General features: G+C 62.0%; 21 protein-coding genes. 17 read left to right on the top strand and 4 right to left on the bottom strand.

Annotation, left to right across the window (positions count from 1 at the left end):
- Positions 1-16: 16 nt before the first annotated feature.
- From NCS00_RS22220 to NCS00_RS22210, 3 genes are read left to right on the top strand one after another with little or no spacing between them, the layout of a single operon-like run.
- Positions 17-1,021, top strand: a complete 1,005-nt coding sequence (locus NCS00_RS22220) for a substrate-binding domain-containing protein (RefSeq protein WP_250436582.1) — start codon at positions 17-19, stop codon at positions 1,019-1,021.
- Positions 1,022-1,068: 47 nt separating this feature from the next.
- Positions 1,069-2,589: a sugar ABC transporter ATP-binding protein gene (locus NCS00_RS22215; RefSeq protein WP_250436581.1), complete on the top strand. Its 1,521-nt coding sequence runs from the start codon at positions 1,069-1,071 to the stop codon at positions 2,587-2,589.
- A gap of 38 nt (positions 2,590-2,627) precedes the next feature.
- The gene (locus NCS00_RS22210; RefSeq protein WP_235366231.1) at positions 2,628-3,647 is read left to right on the top strand and encodes an ABC transporter permease; all 1,020 of its coding nucleotides are present in this window, start codon (positions 2,628-2,630) and stop codon (positions 3,645-3,647) included.
- A 74-nt stretch (positions 3,648-3,721) separates the two neighbouring features.
- Here NCS00_RS22210 and NCS00_RS22205 read toward each other — a convergent pair whose 3' ends face one another.
- The gene (locus tag NCS00_RS22205; protein ID WP_008348173.1) at positions 3,722-4,444 is read right to left on the bottom strand and encodes a DeoR/GlpR family DNA-binding transcription regulator; all 723 of its coding nucleotides are present in this window, start codon (positions 4,442-4,444) and stop codon (positions 3,722-3,724) included.
- Positions 4,445-4,556: 112 nt separating this feature from the next.
- Entirely contained in the window at positions 4,557-5,237 is a 681-nt protein-coding gene (locus NCS00_RS22200; RefSeq protein WP_250440999.1) for a dihydrofolate reductase family protein, read from the bottom strand.
- 125 nt (positions 5,238-5,362) lie between these two features.
- Here NCS00_RS22200 and NCS00_RS22195 point away from each other — a divergent pair, with 125 nt between their 5' ends.
- The 5 genes from NCS00_RS22195 to NCS00_RS22175 all read left to right on the top strand — a co-directional run bounded on the left by NCS00_RS22195 (position 5,363) and on the right by NCS00_RS22175 (position 9,376).
- Positions 5,363-6,577: a YeeE/YedE family protein gene (locus NCS00_RS22195; protein ID WP_008348170.1), complete on the top strand. Its 1,215-nt coding sequence runs from the start codon at positions 5,363-5,365 to the stop codon at positions 6,575-6,577.
- A 79-nt stretch (positions 6,578-6,656) separates the two neighbouring features.
- Positions 6,657-6,908 carry a hypothetical protein gene (locus tag NCS00_RS22190; RefSeq protein ID WP_250440998.1) on the top strand — a complete coding sequence of 84 codons (252 nt, stop codon included), beginning with the start codon at positions 6,657-6,659 and terminating at the stop codon, positions 6,906-6,908.
- 262 nt (positions 6,909-7,170) lie between these two features.
- Complete coding sequence (locus NCS00_RS22185) at positions 7,171-7,458, top strand: DUF3649 domain-containing protein (protein ID WP_175980978.1); 288 nt, start codon at positions 7,171-7,173, stop codon at positions 7,456-7,458.
- A complete protein-coding gene (locus NCS00_RS22180; RefSeq protein WP_502801594.1) occupies positions 7,425-9,083 on the top strand; it encodes a PepSY-associated TM helix domain-containing protein in 1,659 nt (552 codons plus the stop codon). Before NCS00_RS22185 ends, NCS00_RS22180 begins: the two co-directional genes overlap by 34 nt.
- Positions 9,080-9,376: a DUF3325 domain-containing protein gene (locus tag NCS00_RS22175; protein WP_034470898.1), complete on the top strand. Its 297-nt coding sequence runs from the start codon at positions 9,080-9,082 to the stop codon at positions 9,374-9,376. Before NCS00_RS22180 ends, NCS00_RS22175 begins: the two co-directional genes overlap by 4 nt.
- Here the strand turns inward: NCS00_RS22175 and NCS00_RS22170 are convergent.
- A complete protein-coding gene (locus NCS00_RS22170) occupies positions 9,364-10,488 on the bottom strand; it encodes a DSD1 family PLP-dependent enzyme (protein WP_250440996.1) in 1,125 nt (374 codons plus the stop codon). The two genes, NCS00_RS22175 and NCS00_RS22170, sit on opposite strands and share 13 nt — an antisense overlap.
- A gap of 22 nt (positions 10,489-10,510) precedes the next feature.
- Positions 10,511-10,807, bottom strand: a complete 297-nt coding sequence (locus NCS00_RS22165; RefSeq protein WP_250440995.1) for a hypothetical protein — start codon at positions 10,805-10,807, stop codon at positions 10,511-10,513.
- Positions 10,808-10,973: 166 nt separating this feature from the next.
- Here NCS00_RS22165 and NCS00_RS22160 point away from each other — a divergent pair, with 166 nt between their 5' ends.
- From NCS00_RS22160 to NCS00_RS22120, 9 genes are all read left to right on the top strand, one after another.
- Positions 10,974-11,279 (top strand): non-heme iron oxygenase ferredoxin subunit, encoded by a 306-nt coding sequence (locus NCS00_RS22160; RefSeq protein WP_250440994.1) that lies wholly within the window; start codon positions 10,974-10,976, stop codon positions 11,277-11,279.
- A gap of 14 nt (positions 11,280-11,293) precedes the next feature.
- Positions 11,294-12,538 (top strand): NAD(P)/FAD-dependent oxidoreductase, encoded by a 1,245-nt coding sequence (locus NCS00_RS22155; protein ID WP_250440993.1) that lies wholly within the window; start codon positions 11,294-11,296, stop codon positions 12,536-12,538.
- Entirely contained in the window at positions 12,525-13,817 is a 1,293-nt protein-coding gene (locus NCS00_RS22150; protein ID WP_034470908.1) for an aromatic ring-hydroxylating dioxygenase subunit alpha, read from the top strand. The genes NCS00_RS22155 and NCS00_RS22150 overlap by 14 nt, the downstream gene beginning before the upstream one ends.
- A complete protein-coding gene (locus NCS00_RS22145; RefSeq protein ID WP_034470910.1) occupies positions 13,818-14,327 on the top strand; it encodes an aromatic-ring-hydroxylating dioxygenase subunit beta in 510 nt (169 codons plus the stop codon).
- A 20-nt stretch (positions 14,328-14,347) separates the two neighbouring features.
- A complete protein-coding gene (locus NCS00_RS22140; RefSeq protein WP_250440992.1) occupies positions 14,348-16,753 on the top strand; it encodes a xanthine dehydrogenase family protein molybdopterin-binding subunit in 2,406 nt (801 codons plus the stop codon).
- Entirely contained in the window at positions 16,750-17,586 is an 837-nt protein-coding gene (locus NCS00_RS22135) for an FAD binding domain-containing protein (protein ID WP_250440991.1), read from the top strand. The genes NCS00_RS22140 and NCS00_RS22135 overlap by 4 nt, the downstream gene beginning before the upstream one ends.
- A gap of 10 nt (positions 17,587-17,596) precedes the next feature.
- Complete coding sequence (locus tag NCS00_RS22130) at positions 17,597-18,787, top strand: xanthine dehydrogenase family Fe-S subunit (RefSeq protein ID WP_250440990.1); 1,191 nt, start codon at positions 17,597-17,599, stop codon at positions 18,785-18,787.
- Positions 18,788-18,858: 71 nt separating this feature from the next.
- Positions 18,859-19,824, top strand: coding sequence for an amidohydrolase family protein (locus NCS00_RS22125; protein WP_250440989.1), 966 nt, complete (start codon positions 18,859-18,861; stop codon positions 19,822-19,824).
- A 34-nt stretch (positions 19,825-19,858) separates the two neighbouring features.
- Positions 19,859-20,611: a maleate cis-trans isomerase family protein gene (locus tag NCS00_RS22120; RefSeq protein WP_034471022.1), complete on the top strand. Its 753-nt coding sequence runs from the start codon at positions 19,859-19,861 to the stop codon at positions 20,609-20,611.
- Positions 20,612-20,622 lie beyond the last annotated feature (11 nt).

Here is a 20,622-nt window from a genome sequence, read left to right as displayed (position 1 = left end):
TAAAGGAGACAACGCAATGAAGCTGAGCAAACTGGGCACCGCACTCACCGCGATCGCACTCGCGGCGGGCGCGATCGCAGCGGCGCAGGCCGCGACCAACGAAACCATCGTGACGGTCGTGAAAGTGACCGGCATCAACTGGTTCAATCGCATGGACGAAGGCGTGAAGGAGTTCGGCAAGGAGAATCCGAACATCAACGCATATCAGACGGGTCCGGGCCGCGCCGACGCCGCGCAGCAACTCAAGATCATCGAGGATCTGATCGCGAAGAAGGTCACGGCGATTGCGGTAGTGCCCTACGATCCGCCGACGCTCGAACCCGCGCTCAAGAAAGCAATGGATCGGGGCATCAAGGTCGTCACGCATGAAGCGGACAACGCGAAGAACACGATGGTCGACATCGAAGCCTTCGACAACACCGCATACGGCGCGGGCCTGAACGAGCGTCTCGCGAAGTGCATGAACAATCAGGGCAAGTGGGCGGTGCTGGTCGGCTCGCTCGGCTCGCGCTCGCAGGTGCAATGGGCCGATGGCGGCATCGGCAATGCGAAGGCCAAGTATCCGAAGATGGATCTGGTCGAACCGAAGCTCGAAACGAACAACGATGGCGAGCGCGCGTATCAGGTCGCGAAGGAAGTGCTGCGCAAGCATCCGGATCTGACGGGCTTCCAGGGTTCGTCGTCGCTCGACGTCATCGGTATCGGCCGGGCGGTCGAAGAGGCCGGCAAGGTCGGGAAGATCTGCGTGTACGGCACCGGCTTGCCGACGGAAGCGGCCAAGTTCCTCGAAAGCGGCGCGATCAACGGCATCGCGTTCTGGGATCCGAAGCTCGCCGGTCTCGCGATGAACAAGGTCGCGCAGATGCTCGTCGACGGCAAGGAAGTGCAGAACGGCGCAGACCTCGGCATCACCGGCTATAACAAGGTGACGGTCACGAAGGGCCCGGGCAAGGGCGTGATCGTGCGCGGCACCGGCTGGGTCGATGTCGACAAGTCGAACTACAAGCAATACAACTTCTGATGCCATTCGCGAGGCGCACTGCGGTGTGCCTCGCTCGACTACACGATATGACACCGCTCCTCGAAGTCGTCGATATCCATAAACGTTTCACCGGCGTCTATGCGCTGCGTGGCGTAAGCCTCTCGTTCGAGCGCGGCCAGATCTATCACTTGCTCGGCGAGAACGGTTGCGGCAAGAGCACGCTCATCAAGATCATCTCGGGCGCGCAACCGCCCGATGAAGGCGAGCTCGTGATCGAAGGCGCGCGTCACAAGAAGCTTTCGCCGCTCGAATCGCTTTCGGCGGGCATCGAAACCGTTTATCAGGACTTGTCGCTGCTGCCGAACATGAGCGTCGCGGAGAACGTCGCGCTGACATCCGAACTCGCGGAACATGCGGGCAAGCTCGCGCGCACGTTCGATCGCAAAGCGCTCGCACAAACCGCCGCGCGTGCGCTAGAAGCCGTCGGACTGCCGGGCGACGCGGATTTCCAGAAGACGCTCATCGAGCAACTGCCGCTCGCGACGCGCCAGCTCGTTGCGATCGCGCGCGCCATTGCGAGCGAAGCCAAGTTCGTCATCATGGACGAGCCGACGACATCGCTCACGCAGAAAGAAGTCGATAACCTCATCGCCGTGCTTGCGCGTTTGCGCGCGGATGGCGTCGCCGTGCTGTTCGTGAGTCACAAGCTCGACGAGTGCTATGCGATCGGCGGCGAAGTGATCGTGCTGCGCGACGGCCAGAAGATGGCGCAAGGTCCGATCGAAAACTATACGAAGGCGCAGATCAGCGAGCTCATGACGGGCAAGCATCTGTCGACGGAACGCTATCGCGCGGAAGGTGACGGAGGCGCGTCGCAGATCGTGCTCGACGTGCAAGGTCTCGGCCGCAAGGGCCAGTTCGCCGATGTGTCGTTCAAGCTGCACAAGGGCGAGATTTTAGGCGTGACGGGGCTGCTCGATTCGGGCCGCAACGAACTTGCGCGTGCGCTTGCGGGCGTCGCGCCTGCGGATACGGGCACGGTGACGCTCGACGGTATGCGCGTGCGTCTGCATTCGCCCGCGGATGCGAAGGCGCAACGTATCGGCTATGTGCCCGAAGACCGCCTGAACGAAGGGCTTTTTCTCGACAAGCCGATTCGCGACAACGTCGTCACCGCGATGATCGCGAGCCTGCGCGACCGCTTCGGTCAGATCGATCGCAAGCGTGCGCAAGAGCTTGCCGAGCGCACCGTGAAGGACTTGCAGATCGCGACGCCCGATGTCGACAAGCCGGTGCAATCGCTTTCGGGCGGCAACCAGCAGCGCGTGCTGATCGGCCGCTGGCTCGCGATCGATCCGCGCGTGCTGATCCTGCATGGTCCGACCGTGGGCGTCGATGTGGGATCGAAGGACATCATTTATCGCATCATGCAGCGGCTGTCGAAGGAGGGCATCGGCATCATATTGATCAGCGACGACCTGCCCGAACTGCTGCAGAACTGCGACCGTATTCTGATGATGAAGAAAGGCCGCGTCGCGAACGAATATCGCGCGGATCGCTTGAACGAGGCCGATCTTTATCACGCGCTACTTTCAGAGGCAGCATGAGCATGAGCGAATCCATCCGCCGCACGGGAAGCGAGACGATGCCGCAACACGCGGCCCAGGTCGCGCCGCGCGTGCGCAAGGGCAATCTGTATGCGCAACTGATGCGCAATCCGGAGTGGTTCACGGTCGGGCTGATCGTGGTGACGTGTCTAGTCGTGGGCAGCATCAATCCGCGCTTCTTCCAGTTCGCGACACTGTTCGACATGCTCCATTCCGCGACGACGGTCTCGCTCTTCGCGCTCGGCACGCTCGTCGTGCTGGCGTCGGGCGGCATCGACGTGTCGTTCACGGCAATCGCCGCGTTGACGATGTATTCGATCACGAAGGCTGTCTTCGCTTGGTGGCCGGAGTGCCCGTTCGTGCTGATTCTGCTTGCGGGCGCAATCGGCGGCGTGATTCTCGGCGTCATCAACGGCATGCTCGTGCATCGATTGAAAGCGCCCTCGCTGATCGTCACCATCGGCACGCAATATTTGTATCGCGGATTGTTGCTGACGTTCGTCGGCACGCAGTTCTTCATGAACATTCCGCACAGCATGGATACGTTCGGGCGCCTGCCGCTGTTTTTCTATCACACGCCGGATGGCTTGCGCGCGGTTTTGCCGGTGTCCGTGCTCGCGCTCGTGATCGCGGCGATCGTGACCTGGTGGCTGCTCAATCGCACGATGATGGGCCGCGGCGTCTATGCGATGGGCGGCTCGCTCGCCATTGCAGAACGTCTCGGTTATAACTTGCGCGCCATTCATCTTTTCGTGTTCGGCTATACCGGCTTGCTGGCGGGCGTGGCGGGCATCCTGCACGTGTCGACGAACCGGCTTGCGAACCCGTTCGATCTCGTCGGCACGGAACTCGATGTGATCGCGGCGGTGATTCTCGGCGGTGCCCGCATCACGGGCGGTACGGGAACGGTGGTGGGTACGCTTTTGGGCGTCGTGCTGGTGACGCTCATCAATAGCGTGCTGATTCTCATCGGCGTGCCGAGCACCTGGCAGAAGGTCATCATCGGCGCGTTCATTCTCGTTGCGGGGACGTTGTTCGCGCTGGGACGCAGACAGTAACGCCCTTCGAAAAGCGGAACAAAAAAGGCTCGTTCGAAACCTGAACGAGCCTTTCTGATTTTTAGCGGAACGATTCAGACGCGTTTGCGGAGCTTCTGACCTTCCTCGGTAATCACCGAATCGAACTCGGAAAGCTGCGAGAAGCGCACGGCCTTGACCTTGCCGAACTTGCTCGCATCGACGACGAGATGACGTTCCACCGAACTCGCCATCGCGGCTTGCTTGATGGCGACTTCATGAAAGTTCCAGCACGTCACGCCGCGCGCTTCATCGACGCCGCCCGCCGACATGAACGCCTTGTTGATGCCCATGCGCCGCAAGGTTTCGACGCTCTCGTCGCTGGCGAACGATTCCGATGACGGCACATAGACGCCGCCGAGCAGGATCATCCGCACGTTGGGCTTGCGCCGCAAAATTTCCGCGACATTGAGCGAATAGCACACGACAGTGAGATGCATCTCCGTGGGAATCTGCCGCGCGAGCGTGGTCAGCGTCGTGCCGCAATCGATGAAGATGGTTTCGCTATCCGCGAGCAGACGCGCCGCGTGATTCGAAGCGACCGCCTTCGCTTGCGCGAAATGGTCTTTCTCTTCCTCGATCGTGTAGCCCGCGTTGGGGACATCGGCGGCGCTGACGATATAGCCGCCGAGATAGGTGAACTGGCCGGGATGCGCGGCGATATCGCGGCGCACCGTCATCTCCGAAACGCCGAGCAGCGCGGCCGCATCGCGCAGACGCATCACGTTCTGTTTTTCGAGCGCGCCGGAAAGGGCACGCAGGCGGTCGTTCTTGGCCATCGGAGCGGCGCGAGGAATGATGTTAGCTTTTATTCGCGAGATGAAAGAATTATAACAATGGAAGCCGCATTTTTAACGGCTTGCATGCGGTGGCGCGGGTAAATCCCGAGGTTCAGGACTTGCGCGTATAGCGCAGCCAGACGACGTCGTGTTCCAGTTTTTCGATGGAATCCAGCTTGAGGTAGGCGGGCGTTTTCCACTTGTCCATCGCGACTTCGAACGACGACGTATGCGCTTCGCGTCCATCGACGAGCGGCATGATCAGCACGCTGACTTCATCGGCAAGCTGCGCATTGACGAACGCGCCCGACACATGTCCGCCGCCTTCGACGATCAGCTTCTTGATCTTCAACTCGCGTTCGAGCATTTCGACGACGCGCTTCAGTTCGATATCGTCCTTGCCGCCGAACGCATACGATGCGTCGATCGATTGCAGATACGCGAGGTAATCGTCATCGACGCTCTCGCTCAGCACTTCGACGATATGCGATTCGAGCGCCGTATTGCTCTTCCAGGCGACACGTCCCTTCGGATCGATGGAAATCGCGTACTGGCTCGCGTCGCGTTTCGCGAAATGATCGGTGCGTGGAATCGGACCCTTCGCGAGCCCGCGCGGATAGTCGCGGTCCTTGCCATGCGAGATTTCCTGCATCGTGACGCGGCCGCATACCCACGCATCGGCGTTGAAGCGCGCGGCGGTGTCTTCGTAGGTGGACGACGCGAAATCGAGGTTCCAGTTATCGGTGAGACTGCGGCCGTCGATCGACGACATCATGTGACAGACGATATGCATCTTCTTCTCCGTGCAGGAAAGGGCTTCGATGCAACGGCCGATGCAAGCGCTGTGCCGCCTGCGAAGATCAGCCAAACGCGAGAAAATAAGTAGCTCTTCCGCATTTTTTCGAAACGCTTATCGTCATGTCAGATCTCGCTACTCCTCTTGCACGCCGCGCGGATATCGATCCGAAGCCGCTCGGCATCGCCGCGTTGTTGATCGTGCTCGGCGCGGTGTATCTCGGGCAAACCGTCGGCGCGCGCCAGGCTGCGCTTTACGTGGTCGGCGCGCTGCTCGGCGTCTCGCTTTATCACGCGGCGTTCGGTTTCACGTCGGCGTGGCGCGTGTTCATTTCCGATGGCCGCGGCGCCGGGCTGCGCGCGCAAATGCTGATGCTCGCGGTCGGCGTCGCGCTGTTCTTTCCCGCGCTCGCGGCAGGGTCGCTGTTCGGTACGCCGGTGACCGGGCTCGTGTCGCCGGTAGGGACGTCGGTGGTCGTGGGCGCGTTCATCTTCGGTATCGGCATGCAACTGGGCGGCGGCTGTGCGTCGGGCACGTTGTACACGGTCGGCGGCGGCAGCACGCGAATGATCGTGACGCTCGCTGCGTTCATCGCGGGTTCCGTCATCGCGACCGCGCACATGCCGTTCTGGACCGCATTGCCGCAAATGCAACCGGTATCGCTCGTGAAGACGCTCGGCGCGGGGCCCGCGCTCGCCGTCAACTGGATCGTGTTCGCGCTGATCGCGGCGGTCACGGTCGTCATCGAGAAGCGCCGTCATGGCAAGCTCGTCGCCGCGCACGTGCAGCCGGCGCATACATCGCCATGGCTGCATGGACCGTGGCCGCTCGTGGCAGGCGGCATCGCCCTCGCCGTGCTCAACTTCGCGACGCTCGCACTGTCCGGGCGTCCGTGGGGCATCACGTCGGCGTTCGCATTGTGGGGCGCGAAAGCGGCGGCCCTGTTCGGCGTCGATACCGCGAGCTGGCCATACTGGATGAGCAAGGCCAACGCGGCCGCGCTCGCCGCGCCGATTTCTCACGACGTTACATCCGTGATGGATATCGGCATCGTGCTCGGCGCGATGCTCGCCGCCGCGCTCGCGGGCCGCTATGCGCCCGTCTGGCGCGTGCCGATGCGCTCGCTGATCGCGGCGATCGTCGGCGGCTTGCTGCTCGGTTATGGCGCGCGGCTCGCGTACGGCTGCAACATCGGTGCGTATTTCAGCGGCATCGTATCGGGCAGCCTGCATGGCTGGCTGTGGCTCGTCGCGGCCTTCTTCGGCAATGTAGTCGGCACGCGACTGCGTCCGTTTTTCGGACTCGAAGTCGAGCGCGTGCGGCCGACGGCTTGCTGAGAGTCACACCGCGCGTGACACGTTCGTTCCGTTTTTTTGCGGAACGGAGCGGTCCGCGCGATATGCGAAAATCGCCGGCATGAAAAAGACTACCTTGCTCATCGTTCCGGCCTTGCTGATCGCGCTCGGCCCGTTGGCACATGCGAGCGTCGAATCGGGCGCCCATCAGTTCAAGGAAGACGTGAAATCGGCCGGGCGCCAGACCGGACGTGCCGCGCGGGATGCGGCGCACGCCATCGGCGACGGCGCGAAATCGGCCGGACATGCCATCGCCGATACGTCGAAGCGCGGCTATCACGCGACGAAAAAGTGGGTCACGGGCAAAGAATAAACGCCGCCAGTTCGTCCATTTTGTGCTCGCCGATGCGCCACACGCGGATCGCATTCTGTTCGCGCGATCACGCCACAGCGTTCCACTTTTAAGCGTTGCTTGACAAGCTTGCGGAGCGTTATTGATAATTATTATCGTTTACGCCGCGCAACGCGCACCTCAACGCGCCTGATTCCGTCTCGTCGTTGCAGACGTGCATCCGGCCAATCTTTCGCATAAGAACGCCTTGAAAGCCTATGACGCGCCGACGCGTACACGACCAATGAGCGCGCTCGTCCGGCACGGCCCGCTCGTCTCTCGCATCGTGGCCGCGATATTCGGCGGATACGCGCTCGCCGCGCTCGCGAGCGTCGCGGCACTCGCCCTGCCGATGAGCAAGCCACAAGCCGTGCTCGCCGGCATGCTCGTGAGCTTCGTCGTCTACGTGTGCGCGGTGATCTGGGTGTTCGCGGTTCGCAGCGCGCGTCGGGCATGGAGCGGGCTCGCGTTCATCGCCGTGCCGCTGTTGATGGCCGCATGGACGGTATGGCCGGGAGGACACGTCTCGTGAGAAGCGCGCGCGATTCCAAAGCGAAAGGCCGCGGCATTCGCCAGAGCATGTCCGATCTGCATACGTGGGCGGGCCTGCTCGCAGGCTGGATTCTCTACGCGATGTTCCTTACCGGGACCGTCAGCTACTTCAAGGACGAAACGTCGCAATGGATGCGGCCCGAGCAAGCGCAGCAGCGCGACATGCCGGATGCGGCGCTCGTCGCGCAACGCGTCGTCGAGACGCTCGGCAAGATCGCGGCGGGCAGTACGCAGTGGAGCTTCGCATTGCCGGACGAACGCACGAGCGTCATCGATTCGTTCTGGCGTGCGCCGGGCACATCCAAGGGCAAGCGCGCATTCGAATCAGCCCGTTTCGATCCGGTCACGGGCGAGCGCACAACCGCGCGCGAGACCCTCGGCGGTGAATTTTTCTATCGCTTTCATTTCCAGTTTTATTACATGCCGGTGTTATGGGGGCGCTGGCTCGCGGGCCTGTCCGCCATGTTCATGCTCGTCGCGATCGTGAGCGGCGTCATTACGCACAAGAAAATTTTCGTCGACTTTTTCACATTCAGATGGGGCAAGGGTCAGCGTTCTTGGCTCGACGCGCATAACGCGCTGTCGGTATTCGGTCTGCCATTTCACGCGATGATCACCTACACCGGCCTCGTCACGTTGATGGCGATGTACATGCCGTGGGGCGCGCAGACCGCCTTCAGGACACCCGCCGAACGCGCCGCAATGACTTCGCAACTCAGCGCGTTCATTCAGCCTCGCGAGTCTTTCGGACAGAACGCGCCGCTTGCACCCGTCGATGCGATGGTGCGCGAAGCGCAAGCGCGCTGGGGCCGCGACAAGGTCGGTCGCGTGACGATCACCAATCCCGGCGACAGCACCGCGCGCGTGGCTGTTTCGCGAGGTGAGGCGTCGCGCGTGTCGATGAGTCCGCAGTACATGCTCTTCGATGGCGTGACGGGCAAGCTCATCGAATTGAAGGACAGCGTGGGCGGCGCGGCCGAAACGCGCGGCGTGCTGTATGCGCTGCATCTCGGACGCTTCAGCGATATGCAACTGCGCTGGCTGTACTTCATCGTCAGTCTCGCGGGCACGGCGATGGTCGGCACGGGGCTTGTCATGTGGACGGTCAAGCGCCGTCAGAAGCTGGCCGACCCGGCGCGGCCGTACGTCGGCTTCTGGCTCGTCGAACGTTTGAATATCGCGAGCATCGCGGGACTTTCCATCGCGATGACGAGCTTTCTGTGGGGCAATCGGCTGCTGCCGCTCGGCATCGCCGCGCGTGACGATGCCGAGGTCAATGTTTTCTTCGCGATGTGGGGCGCGACGCTGCTATATGCGTTCGTGCGTCCCGCAAGGCGCGCGTGGATCGAACTGCTTTGGCTCGCCACGGCGATGCTCGCGCTCGTGCCGGCGCTCAATGCGCTGACCACGAACCGGCCCTTGTGGCGCAGCATCGCGCAAGGCGATTGGGTGTTCGCCGGCTTCGATCTGATGATGTGGGCATTCGCCCTGCTGCATGCGGTATTGGCGATACGCGTGACACGCCATCGTCCGCGCACGAAGCCCGTTGGCAAGCGCATCGCGGCGCGTGCCGTCATGCCCGAGCGCGAAAAGGAAAGCGCATGACGCATCTCTTGAGCATCGTTTTCTGCCTGATGGCCTTCGCTTGCCTCGCGGTCTCGATGGATCGTCATCAGATGATGCTATTCGGCCGCGCGCTTCGCGCAGGGCAAACGCGCGGCTTTCGAATAGCAGGATGGTGCGGTCTCGTGCTCGCGCTGCGCTTCATCGTCGACTATCAAGGATGGGCGCTCGGCCTCGTCAGCTATAGCGGCTGCACGAGTGTTTCGGCGGGAATCGTGTTTGGCGGTCTCATCGTTTATGAGCGGCTTTCCGCTCGTCGATCTCACCAGCCGTGAAAGCGCGGCCATGCGGTGGTGCTGCCGTCGGCGGCTAACGCCTGGTACTCGGGGTATTGCGCGCCCGTCGCGCATGCATGATTCGGCAGGATGCGCAGCTTCGTGCCGATCGGAAACCGCTTCGTGATCTCATCGCGACATTCGACGGCGAGAATGCCGTGCTCCTGATTCGCACCGACGAGTTCGCAGCCTTCGAGAGGCGTACCGTCGAGCGCGCATGCAAGTCCATAACCGTAATCGTGCGTCTGCTTCGACGTGCCGCGGTCGCGGCTCATCGCCATCCATCCCGCATCGACGATGACCCAGCCCTTGTCGGGTTGATGACCGATGACGCTCGTGAGCACGCTCAACGCGATATCGTTTGCATCGCAAACACCGACGTTCGCCATCACAAGATCGAAGAACACATAAACGCCGGCGCGCACTTCGGTGACGCCTTCGAGATGCTTCGCGGCGAGCGCGGTCGGCGTCGAGCCGACGCTCACGGTCCTGCATGCGATGCCCGCAGCGCGAAGCCGTTCGGCCGCGCGCACGCATCCCGCGCGCTCCTGTTCCGCGAGCGCGGCGAGCGCTTCTTGATCGTTCAATTCGTAGCTGGAGCCAGCGTGCGTCATCACGCCGCCGACTTCGATGCCGCCTTCCTGAAGCACGCGGCCGATCTCGATGAGCGCGTCGTCATCGGGCGCGAGGCCTGAACGATGACCATCCGTATCGATTTCGAGCCACACTTCGAATATGTCGTTCGCGTGCTTGCAATACGCGACGATCGCCGATGCCGCCGCCGCGTTGTCGGCGATGATCTTCAGATCGCAGCCTTTTTGCTTGAGGGCCATCGCGCGCGGCAACTTCGCGGGCACGATACCCACCGCGTAGAGAATGTCGTCGATGCCCGCCGCGAAGAATGCTTCCGCTTCTTTCAGCGTGGATACGGTGATGCCTTGCGCGCCTGCTGCAATCTGCGCGCGCACGACGCCGGCGCATTTCGTCGTCTTCACATGCGGCCGGAACTTCACGCCGAGCGCGTTCATGCGCGTCTGCATCCGGTCGATGTTGTGCTGCATTCGCGCGATATCGATGATCGCGGCGGGCGTGTCGAGTGCTTCGAGATTCATGATGTCCTTGGTCGAGCGATGATCAGGCGATCGGTCCCGTCGGCAGCGCTATCGCCGTTGCGTGGCAGCGCCAGGTCTGTCCCCTGAAGCCGAGCCGCTTCACGCGATCGATCAGCGGGCGCTGGCCGACAGCGCACATCGCCACCGGCGGAATCAGGCCGAACAACATGCAAAAGAACGTGAGCTCGTTGGCGGGATAGCGCAGCGCGATGGCTTTCGCGAGCGGATCGACAATTGCGAGGCACAGCATCGATGCAAGGATGAAGCCAATGCTCGCGAGCGGCAGCGGGCTCGTGCGCGTGACGGCGGTGGAAGGCATGACGCTGATCGATGTGACGAATCTTCGAATCATCGCACGAACGCGTTCTTGCCGGATTCTCTACGGGAAAGCCATTATTTTTGATCGGTTGACTCGGCGAAAAGTCCTGCTAGCATACGAACAACAGATTCATCAGCATACTGATCGATTTTCGAAGGGGCGACGAATGGCACTCAAGTTCGCGGCGAAGCTCGCCGATCTAGTGGAAGACGAACCGTTCGGCGTGACGATCGGCGAAGAGCGCATCGCGCTCTATTTGCTCGACGGAGAAGTGCATGCCACGCACAACGTTTGCACGCACCAGTTCGCGCTCTTGAGCGACGGCTATATGGAAGACGGCTGCATCGAATGTCCGCTGCATCAGGGGCGTTTCGATATCCGCACGGGCGCTGCCCTTTGCGCGCCAGTCACGCAACCGATTCGCGTATACGGCGTGCAGGTGGAAGGCGGCGAGATCTACGTCGATCTTTGATGCACGCGCAAATCGTGACTCGGACTGCATTGATCATCGGAGCGGGGCAGGCTGGCGCGCGCGCGGCAGAAGCGTTGCGCACGCATGGTTATGAAGGGCGCATCGTGCTGGTCGGCGATGAGCGTCATGCGCCGTATGAAAGGCCGCCGCTGTCAAAGGATGTCCTCATCGCGAAGGACGATGACGATTGCTTCAACGGCTGGGTGCATGCCGTCGAGCGATACGGCGATGCGCGCATCGAATGGCTCAACGATCGAGTGCTGCGGCTCGATACGCAATCGTGCGTCGCGACGCTCGAACGTAATGGCGAACTGCGCTACGACCATTGCATCCTGACGACGGGTGGTCGTGCGCGGCAGTTGCCGGGCGCGCCGGAAGGTCCGCATACGTTCTATCTGCGCACGCTCGACGATGCGATGCGCTTGCGTGCGCGGCTCGCAACGGCGCAATCGGTGGCTGTGATCGGCGCTGGATTTCTAGGGTTGGAATTCGCGGCGAGCGCAAGAACGCGCGGCCTCGACGTGAGCGTGTTCGAAACGGCATCGGGCTTGCTGAGCCGCGCGCTGCCGCCCATGTTCGCCGAACGTCTGCGCATGAAGCACGAAACTCACGGCGTGCGCTTCATATTCGACGTGAAGCATCTGCAAGTCACGGAGCACGCGGACGGCGTGCAAGTCGATGCAACGCCGTTCGACTTGGGCGTGATCGCTATCGGCCAGGAGCCGAACGACGAACTCGCCAAAGCTGCGGGCATGGCGACGAACAACGGCATCGTCGTCGATCGGCATTGCCGCACGTCCGCCGAGAATGTCTATGCGGCAGGCGATTGCGCCAACTTCCCATACGGCGCAAACGGTCGCGCGACGCGTCTCGAATCGTGGCAGAACGCGCAGGAACAGGCGATCGTGGCGGCGCGCAACATCGCCGGAGAAGAGATTGCTTATGCACCGACGCCGTGGTTCTGGACCGACCAATACGACTGGAACATCCAGATTCTCGGCCTGCCCGATGGCGAGATCGATCAGTGGATCGAACGCGCGGGCGTCGATGACAAGACCGTGCTGATGGGTCTGCGCGGCGGCGTCATCGCGCATGTGCTCGCGATCAATCAAGGCGGCGAGTTGCGCGCCTTCAGAAGGCTCGTCGAAGAAGGCGTTGCGGTCGATCCCCGCATGCTCGCCGACCCCACGATCAAGCTGCGCCAGCTCGACAAGCTGGTTCGCTCAACACACTCGGGAGATCAAGGTGTACTCGTCTGAAACGATCATCGGCATTCATACGCCTCAATCGAAAAACCCGCCGATAGAAGGGCTCGTTTGGCCCGAAGAAGGGCTGCAATGCATCCCGGACTGGGTGTACACGAGCGAGGCGGTCTATACGCGCGAAGTCGAACGGATCTTCCACGGGCGCACCTGGAACTTCGTCGCGCTCGAAGCGGAAGTGCCCAATTCCGGCGATTTCAAGCGCTCGTATGTCGGCCCGACGCCGGTCGTCGTATCGCGCGCGGAAGACGGCTCGATCAACGTGTTCGAAAACCGCTGCGCGCATCGCGGGGCGGAGTTCTGCCGGCATAGCCGCGGCAACAACAAGGAGTTCGTGTGCCCGTATCACCAATGGTCGTATGACCTCAAGGGCAATCTGCAAGGCGTGCCGTTCCGGCGTGGGGTGAACAAGCTGGGCGGCATGCCGAAGGATTTCCGCAACGATGATCACGGTCTTCGCAAACTTGCGGTTGCGACGCGCAATGGGGTCGTGTTCGCATCGTTCGCGCACGACATGGAATCGCTTGAAGACTATCTCACGCCCGAGATACTCGAGGACTTCGACGCGGTGTTCAACGGCAAGCGCCTGCGCGTGCTCGGCTTCTACAAGAACGAGCTGCCGTGCAACTGGAAGATGTATCACGAGAACTTGAAGGACCCATATCACGCGACGTTGCTGCACTCGTTCCTCGTCGTGTTCGGCCTGCTCGTGGCGGGCAATCGTTCGGCGATGGTCGCGGACAGCAAATACGGCATTCACGGCACGATGGCCTCCGCAAAAAGCGATTCGCTCTACGCCACCATCGATGAAGACAAGAAGAAGGAGATGCGTTCCTTCCACGACGGCATGATCTTGCGTGACGAGCGCTTCCTCGAATTCATCAAGGAGTTCGATTCCGAATGGTCGGTGACGATGCAGACCATCTGGCCGAACCTCATCGTGCAGCGCGAGATGAATACGCTCGGCATTCGGCATATCGTGCCGAACGGACCGAACAGCATGATCATGCTCTGGACGATGTTCGGTTATGAAGACGACACGGAAGACATGGTGCGTCACCGTTTGCGTCAGGGCAATCTGATGGGACCGTCGGGCTTTCTCGGCCTCGAAGACAACGAAGCGATGAAGTTCGTTCAGGAAGGCGTGCGCCGCTCGGTGAGCGACCGCAGCATCATCAAGCTGGATGGCGACAAGATCGGAACGGCCGACAACCTGATCTCCGAAGCCGCCATTCGCGCCATGTACAAGCACTATCGTGAAGTGATGGGGTTCTAGATGCTGCCAGGATTCGAAAAACAGAACATCGCGCACGACAAGGCGCTGATCGCACGCGCGGCGGTCGAAGACTTTCATGCAGAGTATTGCGCGGCGCTCGATGGCGGGGACATCGAGCGCTGGCCTGAATTCTTTACCGAGAACTGTCTTTATCGCGTGACCGAATACGAGAACGCGGCCAATGGATTTCCCGTCGGGCTCGTCTACGCCGAAGGACGCGACATGCTGCGCGATCGTGCGGTCGCGATTGCACGCACGCAGATGTTCGCGCCGCGTCAAATGCTGCACTTCGTTTCCAACGTGCGTATCTTGAACGCGACCGACGAGGAAATCGTCGCGCAGAGCAACTACATGCTGCTGCAAACGCTCGTCGAAGGCGCGACTACGCTGCATCAGGCGGGCAGGCTTTTTGACCGCTTCGCGCGCAATGGTAACGTTCTTCTGCTGAAGGAAAGACAGGCTGTCTACGACACCGCGATGATCGCGAACGATCTCGCCTACCCTGTCTGAACATCGTTGGGAGAGAGCGCATGAGTGACACGGAACACATGGAAGCGCCAGCCGAAAGCGGTGGCGTCGGCGTGCGCGTGAGGCGGCGCGAAGACGAGCGGCATCTTCATGGCAAGGGCAAGTTCGTCGCCGACTACACGTTTCCCGATCTGCAGGAGGTCGCGTTCTTGCGCAGTCCGGTTGCGCATGCGCGTATCGTGCGTATCGGCAAGCCGGCGAGTCATGCGGCACAGGTGATCGTGCGCGACGACATGCACGACGCCACGGATATCGTCGCCGATTCGAGCCTGCCGACGTACAAGCCTTCGTCGCATCCGCCGCTCGCATCGGGCAAGGTGCGCTTCGTCGGCGAGCCGGTCGCGATGTGCTTCGCGAAGACCCGCGCGCAAGCCGAAGATATCGCCGAGGAAATCGAGCTCGATCTCGACGAGCTGCCAGCCTTCGCCAGCGCGTTCACCGCTCGCGAACGCACCGACGTGCGCGTGCACGATCACTGGACGGACAATCTCTTTCTGGACCTCAAGGCGGACATCGACTTCGACGAGCGTTCGAAGGACGCGCCCGTTGTCGTCAAGCAGAAGGTCGATCTCGCGCGTCAATGCATGGTGCCGATGGAAGGCAAGGCCGTGCTCGCGTATTGGGACCATACGCATTCGCAACTCGTGGTCATCACCTCGACGCAAGTGCCGCATATGATTCGCACGGTGCTGTCGCAATGTCTCGGCATCGATCATGCGCAGGTGCGCGTCATTTCACCCGATGTCGGCGGCGCGTTCGGCTACAAGTGCGTGTTGCAGCAGGAAGAGCTGTGCATTGCGTGGCTCGCGCTGACGTACAAGAAGCCTTTTCGTTTCATTGAGGATCGGCGCGAGCATTTGATCGCGGGCGCGAACTCGCGTCAGCATCACTACGAACTCACTGCGTATGCCGATACAAACGGCCGTCTGCTCGCGCTCGATGCGGAGCTTTTGATCGACGGCGGGGCGTACTCCGCATGGCCCTTTACGATCGGTCTTGAAACAGGGCAGGCGCTCGGCAACCTTCCGGGGCCTTACGATTTCAGCGGCTATCGCTGCCGTACGCAATGCGCCGCGACCAACAAGCCGGGCTTTCTGCCGTATCGCGGCGTAGCGCGCACGGGCGTGTGCTTCGCAATCGAACTCACGATGGATGCGATCGCGCGCGCGGTCGGACGCGAAGCGTGGGAAGTGCGCCATGACAATCTCGTGCGTGGCGCGGACATGCCTTATACCAATGTCGTGAAGAAACACTACGACAGCGGCGACTTCCAGGAGAGCCTGCGACGCGCAGTGGCGCAACTCGATGTGCCGAAGTGGCGCGCACGGCAGAAAGAGGGCGAGAAGGATGGGCGTCTCGTCGGCATCGGATTCGCGACGTTCACCGAGCAATCGGCGCATGGCACGGCCGTGTTCGCATCATGGGGCTTGCCGGTCGTGCCGGGATACGATCTCGCGACCGTGCGTATCACGGCCGATGGAGGACTCGAACTGCGCGCGGGCATCCACTCGCACGGACAAGGCATGGAGACGACGCTTGCGCAGATCGCGAACGAAGTGCTCGGCGTGCCGCTGCAAAAGATCAAGGTCGTGCATGGCGATACCGCCCTTACGCCGTATTCGACAGGCACGTATGCATCGCGCAGCATCGTCATGGCTGGCGGCGCAGTGGCCGCGACGTGCCGCGAACTCGTGCCGCGCCTGCTCTTCATCGGTGCTCATCTGCTTGGGGAAGAACAGGAGGTGGTGCGCTTCGAGAACGGTGAAGTGATCGGCGTAACGGGCCGCGTGACGATTCAGGAGATCGCGGCTGCATGGTATCTCCGTCCCGAGCGCTTGCCTGCGGGCGTGAATCTCGCGGGTCTCGAAGCGACGCAAGGCTTCAAGCCGAAGGTCGATACCGGCGCGTTCAGCTATGCGACGCACGCGGCGGCAGTCGCCGTCGATCCGAGGACAGGCGACGTCGAGATTCTCGACTATGTGATCGTCGAAGATTGCGGTCGCATGATCAATCCGATGGTCGTCGAAGGGCAGACAATCGGTGGCACGGCGCAAGGCATCGGCACCGCGTTCTATGAGGAAACGCTCTACGACGACAACGCGCAACCGCTCACGTCGACACTCGCCGACTACATGTTGCCGGGACCGACCGAGTTGCCGTCGCTGACGATCATCCATATGGAAACGCCGTCGCCTTATACGGAATTCGGCGCGAAGGGCGTGGGCGAGGGCGGAGCGATCGCGCCGCCGGCTGCACTCTTCAATGCAGTGAACGATGCGCTCACGCCCATCGGCGCGCTCGTGTCGGAAACGCCGTTGACGCCGCGCCGTTTGCTCGCCGCGATCGAGGCCGCGAAGGCTCGCAAGGCGGCGCGCAAGGAAGAACTCAGTCAGGAGGTGGCGGGATGAAAGCCGCTGCGTTCGAGTATGTAAGGGCGATGTCATTGCCCGACGCGCTCAAGGAGTTGACTCGCGCAGAGCCGATATCGGGCAGTCAGTCGATGGGCCCGATGCTTAACTTGCGGCTTGCACGACCTGGCCGCGTAGTGGATGTATCGCGGATCGCGGACCTGCGCAGTGTCTGCGACGCGGGCGATCACGTGCGTATCGGCGCGGCGGTCACGCATGCGGAGATCGAAGACGGCAAGCACGCACTGCTGCGTCATCCGTACATGCAGCATGTGGCGGGCGGCATCGCGTATCGTGCGATTCGCAATCGCGGGACCATCGGCGGCAGTCTTGCTCATGCCGATCCCGCCGCCGACTGGCCGCTTGCATTGTCCGCTGTCGATGCCCGTCTGGAGCTATCGAAAGCAGGCGGCGCGCGGCAAGTCCGCGTGAGCGAATTCATGCTGGGTGCGTTCACGACGTTGCTCGTTGACGGCGAGATCATTACCGCCGTGTTGCTGCCGAAGCTCGGTCCGACGCTTCGCTGGGGTTATTACAAGCTGTGCCGCAAGACCGGCGAATTCGCACATGCAAGCGCAGCGGCTGCATTCGATGCACGCACGGGACTCGCGCGCATCGTGCTCGGCGCGCTCGATGGCCCGCCGGCCGCACTCGATGATCTCGCACGGCAGATCGCGCAACGCGGCCCGTCTGCCGCCAACGGCGAAGCGCTCGCGCAAGCCGTGACGAGTGCGATGCCGAACGCGGATGGCATCGATCGGCAGATTCATACCGCAGCGCTCGAACGTTGTCTTCTGCAGGCGTTCGGCGTGTCGAACGCGAATACGGTTTAAAGAGACTGCCATGTCCGTCATCGAACTTACTATCAACGATCGATCCGTGCGCGAGGATGTCGAATCGCGCGTGCATCTCGGCGATTTTCTTCGCGATGCACACAACTTGACCGGCACGCACCTCGGTTGCGAGCACGGCGTGTGCGGCGCCTGCACCGTGCTCGTCGATGGCGAACCGGTGCGCTCGTGCATCACATTCGCCGTCGCTTGCGATCAGCAGAACATACGCACCATCGAAGGCTTCGAGGACGACGAACTGATGAAGCGTCTGCGTCGTGCGTTCTCGATCCATCACGGCCTGCAATGCGGTTATTGCACGCCCGGCATGCTGATCACCGCGCGGGATATCGTGCGCCGCTTTCCCGATGCGGACGAAGCACGCATCCGGCTCGAACTGTCGGGCAATCTGTGCCGCTGCACAGGCTATATGGGCATCGTCGCTGCGATCAAGGCGGTTCTCGCCGATCTGAAAGCGGAACCGATTGCGGATGCGCCTATCGCACGCGCAATAGTTAGCGATGCAACTATTTCGGCGCCAGCGTTTCAGACGTTCGCCGCTACACCGGTTGCCGCGCCGCAGGCACCCGTGGCCGCGAGCACTGCATCGACGGATCAACCCGCCGCGCAACGCAAAGGGTGGACCGCAATCGACGACAGCTTCGTCGTTCCCTTCGCGCTCGACAAGGTGTGGGCGTTCATGGGCGATCTGCCTTCGGTCACGTCGTGTCTTCCGGGCGCGGAACTCGTGGAGCACGACGGCGAAAGCGTGAAGGGCAAGATCGCGATCAAGTTCGGACCGATGTCGGCGAACTTCGCTGGCGCGGCGCGCCTGGAACGCGACGATGCCGCGCATCGCGCGGTCATGCGTGGAGCGGGGCAGGACAACATCAGCCGTTCGCGAGCGAATGGCGATGTGACATATGCATTGACGAGCGAAGGCGGGGGCGCGCAAACGCGGGTCGCGGTCACGCTCGAATACATGTTGCAAGGACCGCTCGCGCAGTTCTCGCGTTCGGGCCTCGTGAAGGATTTCGTGCGCAGGATGATCGCGGATTTCGGCGCGCGCATCACGGCGCAGCTCGGCGGTAACGCGGCGCCCGAGGCGGCGCTGTCCTCATCGTCCGCGAAGTTCAATGCGGGCAGCCTCGTGTGGAGCGTCATCTGGGCGCGCATCAAACAGCTTTTCGGAAAGGGCGATTGAGCACGCGAGATGAGCCGGTCCCGGCTCGTCGCACGATCATATCGTCAGCCTACTGATCAAATGGAGTTCAAATGAACAAGCGGATTCGCAAGATCGCCCTGGAAGAGCATTTCGACACGCCCGGTTTCCAGAGCTATTCGAAGAGCTTCACGCAGCACATCGCGCCTGAAGTCCTGCGCGATCTCGCCGCGCGCCTGACCGATTTCGACGATCAGCGCATCGTCCAAATGGATCGCGCGGGCATCGACTACACGATACTTTCGCAAACTGGCCCGAGCGTGCAGGGCGAGCCGGATGCGGCGCTCGCGATCAGCCGCGCGAAGGTGAGCAACGACTTTCTCGCGCAGCAGATCGCGCGTCATCCGTTGCGCTTCGGCGGCTTTGCGACGTTGCCGATGCATACCGCGAAGGCCGCATCCGATGAACTGACGCGCGCCGTGCGCGAACTCGGCTTCAAGGGCGCGCTCGTCAATGGTCACACACTCGGCACCTACTACGACGACCGCGCTTACGATCCCTTCTGGGCGACGATGCAGGAACTCGACGTACCTTTATATCTGCATCCGACGGATGCATTCGTGAGCCCGCGCGTGCTCGACGGTCATCCCGAACTCACCGGCGCGACTTGGGGCTGGGGCATCGAAACCGGCAGCCACGCACTGCGCCTGCTGTTCAGCGGCGTGTTCGATCGCTTCCCGAATCTGAAGATCATTCTCGGGCACATGGGCGAAGGTCTGCCGTTCTTGCGCTGGCGCTTCGACAGCCGTTTCGCGGTTTATTCGCATGGCCTGAGTCTTGAACGCGCGCCTTCGGATTACATCGGCAGCAACATCATGATCACGACCTCGGGCGTGTGCTCGGCCCCGGCGCTCATCGGCGCGATCGGCGAAATGGGCGCGCAAGCGGTGATGTTCTCGGTTGACTATCCGTATGAATCGACGGAGATCGCAGCGGACTTCATAGAACGCGCGCCGCTCGACGACGCCACGCGAGCGCTCGTCTGTCACGGCAATGCGGAACGCCTCTTCCGCCTTTGACCACCCCGAAGAACACAAGCACATGGAGCAGCACATGACCAAGCACTACCGCATCGGCCAGATCGTGCCGAGTTCGAACACGACGATGGAGACCGAGATTCCCGCGATGTTGCTCGCGCGCCAGACGATTCGCCCCGAGCGCTTCACGTTTCATTCGAGCCGCATGCGGATGAAAAAGGTCGTGAAGGAAGAACTCGCCGCGATGGATGCCGAGTCGGACCGCTGCGCGGTTGAACTCTCCGATGCGCGCGTCGATGTGCTCGGCTATGCGTGTCTCGTCGCGATCATGGCGATGGGTCATGGCTATCATCGCGTATCGCAAAAGCGCTTGCACGAGCGCACCGTCGACAACGGCGGCGATGCGCCCGTCATCACGAGCGCGGGCGCGCTGGTCGATGCATTGAAGGTGATCGGCGCGAAGCGCGTGGTCGTCGTCACGCCTTATATGAAGCCGTTGACCGAACTCGTGGTCGACTATATCCGCAATGAGGATTACGACGTGATCGACTATCGCGCGCTCGAGATTCCCGACAATCTCGAAGTCGCGCGTCATGATCCGAGCCGCCTTCCCGAGATCGTCATGTCGATGCGATATGAGGAAGCCGATGCCATCGTGCTGTCGGCATGCGTGCAGATGCCTTCGTTGCCGGTGATCGCGAAGGTCGAGGCAATGACGGGCAAGCCGGTCGTCACCGCGGCCGTCGCGACGACCTATGCGATGCTCAAGCAACTCGGTCTCGAAGCCGTCGTGCCGGGCGCGGGCGCGTTGCTGTCCGGCGCATATTGAGCGAGGGCGAC

The organism is Caballeronia sp. AZ1_KS37, from assembly GCF_023631165.1.
Taxonomy (GTDB): Bacteria; Pseudomonadota; Gammaproteobacteria; order Burkholderiales; family Burkholderiaceae; genus Caballeronia; species Caballeronia zhejiangensis.
Note: the sequence above shows the minus strand (reverse complement) of the source record. Positions and strands in the feature narration are given on the sequence as shown.